This is a genomic window from Porphyromonas uenonis 60-3 (assembly GCF_000174775.1).
In the GTDB taxonomy this organism is placed as follows: Bacteria; Bacteroidota; Bacteroidia; order Bacteroidales; family Porphyromonadaceae; genus Porphyromonas; species Porphyromonas uenonis_A.
Genome location: NZ_ACLR01000041.1, coordinates 1 through 1,793, shown reverse-complemented (window position 1 = coordinate 1,793; position 1,793 = coordinate 1). Strand labels below are relative to the sequence as shown.

At 48.5% G+C, this 1,793-nt stretch carries 2 protein-coding genes; both read right to left on the bottom strand.

What is annotated here, in order from left to right; all coding sequences use genetic code 11:
• Nucleotides 1-157: 157 nt before the first annotated feature.
• Entirely contained in the window at nt 158-1,549 is a 1,392-nt protein-coding gene (locus PORUE0001_RS10800; protein WP_232501382.1) for an InlB B-repeat-containing protein, read from the bottom strand.
• 58 nt (nt 1,550-1,607) lie between these two features.
• The coding region (locus tag PORUE0001_RS09925; protein WP_007364655.1) for a leucine-rich repeat domain-containing protein at nt 1,608-1,793 on the bottom strand (186 nt) is incomplete at its 5' end.

Genomic DNA, 1,793 nt, shown 5'->3' with positions numbered 1-1,793 from the left:
GAACTTGAAAGCAGCCGTTACTCGTCCGATCCCTCCGATCACTCTGATCGCTCCGATTGCTCCGATTTCCTCTCCCTTCTAACCCCTAACCTCTAACTTCTAAAGTCTAACCTCTAATCAAAAAAGGGGCGAATCATCGTTCGCCCCTTTTTTGATTCTAGTGCCTTACCACTACGCGGTAAGTCTCGCCCGCTACGCAGACCAGGTAAACCCCGTCCGCATAGGGTGTCAGGTCAATCTGTAGCACGCCACGGCTATCCGCACGACCGGCATAGAGCCGCTCGCCTGTCATGCTGTGGAGCGTCACCTCGCTGGCAGGAGCTACACCCTCCACGAGCAGATAGTCAGTCGCTGGATTCGGGTAGAGCTGCATCCGCTGCGTGACGGTCGTCTCCACGCCCGTGTGATCCACAAACGTTGCCTTGATGGTCACATTGTCCGTGACGACCACTTTCTTCGTAGCGGTGATGTTTACTACACCATCAATCACGAGAGATTGAAGCTCGTAGCCTGCAGCTGGCGTAGCAACGATCGTCAACTCTGTACCGTAAGCAACTGCGTTAAGGTTGCTAGCTCCTGTTGTCGTGATTGTACCTTCGCCCTCCTTAGTCAGTGTAACCTTAAACGTCTTCTTAACAAAGGTTGCCTTCACGGTCACATTGTTCTTGATGACTACCTTCTTGGTAGCAGTAATGTTTACTCCGTCAACTACAATGGACTTCAACTCATAGCCCTCTGCTGCAGTCGCAATAATCGTCAACTCCGTGCCGTAAGGGACTTTATTGAGATTGTCTGTGCCTGTGGTAGAGAGCTCTCCCTCACCTACCTTATCTAGTGTGACTACAAACGTTTTCTTGACAAAGGTCGCTTTAATCTCAGTAGCTTCTGTGACAACGACCTTCCTCGTAGCAAGGATATCCGTGCCGTTGGCGGTAAGCGCAGTAAGCTCGTAACCCTCGGCAGGAGTAGCGTTGATGGTCAACTCTGTGCCATAAACCACATGCTGCAGATCATCTGCACCCTTGATAATGATAGAGCCTCCACTAATTGTTGGCTCATAAGTCAAAGCAAAAGTTGGGTTAGGCTCACCAAGATAAAGAGCCCCAGCCTCATGGTATAGAAGCCAAAACTTCTTTTTGGCAAGATCTACATCATATTGATAGCAAGTATTGTTGTTGTCACTGTCAATCACATAAAACTTTCCAACACCTATACCCTTTCGATTGGGCAAGCTACTAATTAGTTGGTGTATAGCCCCGTTATCAAACTTATTGCCATAAGATTTGAGAGTCTCCAACCCCCTACAATTAGATAGATCTAGACTGGTCAGTCGATTGTTGTTGCAGTAAAGCTCTGTCAAAGCAGTACAGACCGAAACGTCCAAGCTGGTCAGTTGATTGCTGTTGCAGACAAGCTTTGTCAAGGCGGTATTCTTTGACAGGTCCAAGCTGGTCAGTTGATTACTGTAGCAGTTCAGCTTTGTCAAGGCTGTATTCTTTGACAGGTCCAAGCTGGTCAGCTGGTTGATTCCGAATCCAAGCTGTGTCAAGGCAGTACAGCTCGACACGTCCAAGTTAGTCAGCTGATTGCTTCGCATTCAAGCGTTGTCAAGGCGGTATTCTTGATACGTCCAAGATGGTCAGTTGATTGTTGTGGCACCAAAGCTCTGTCAAGGCGGTACAGTTCGAAACATTTAAGCTGGTCAGCCGGTTGCTTCCGCATCCAAGCTTTGTCAAGGCAGTATTTGTTGACACGTTCAAGCTAGTCAGCTGATTTGCATCGCAGACAAGCTC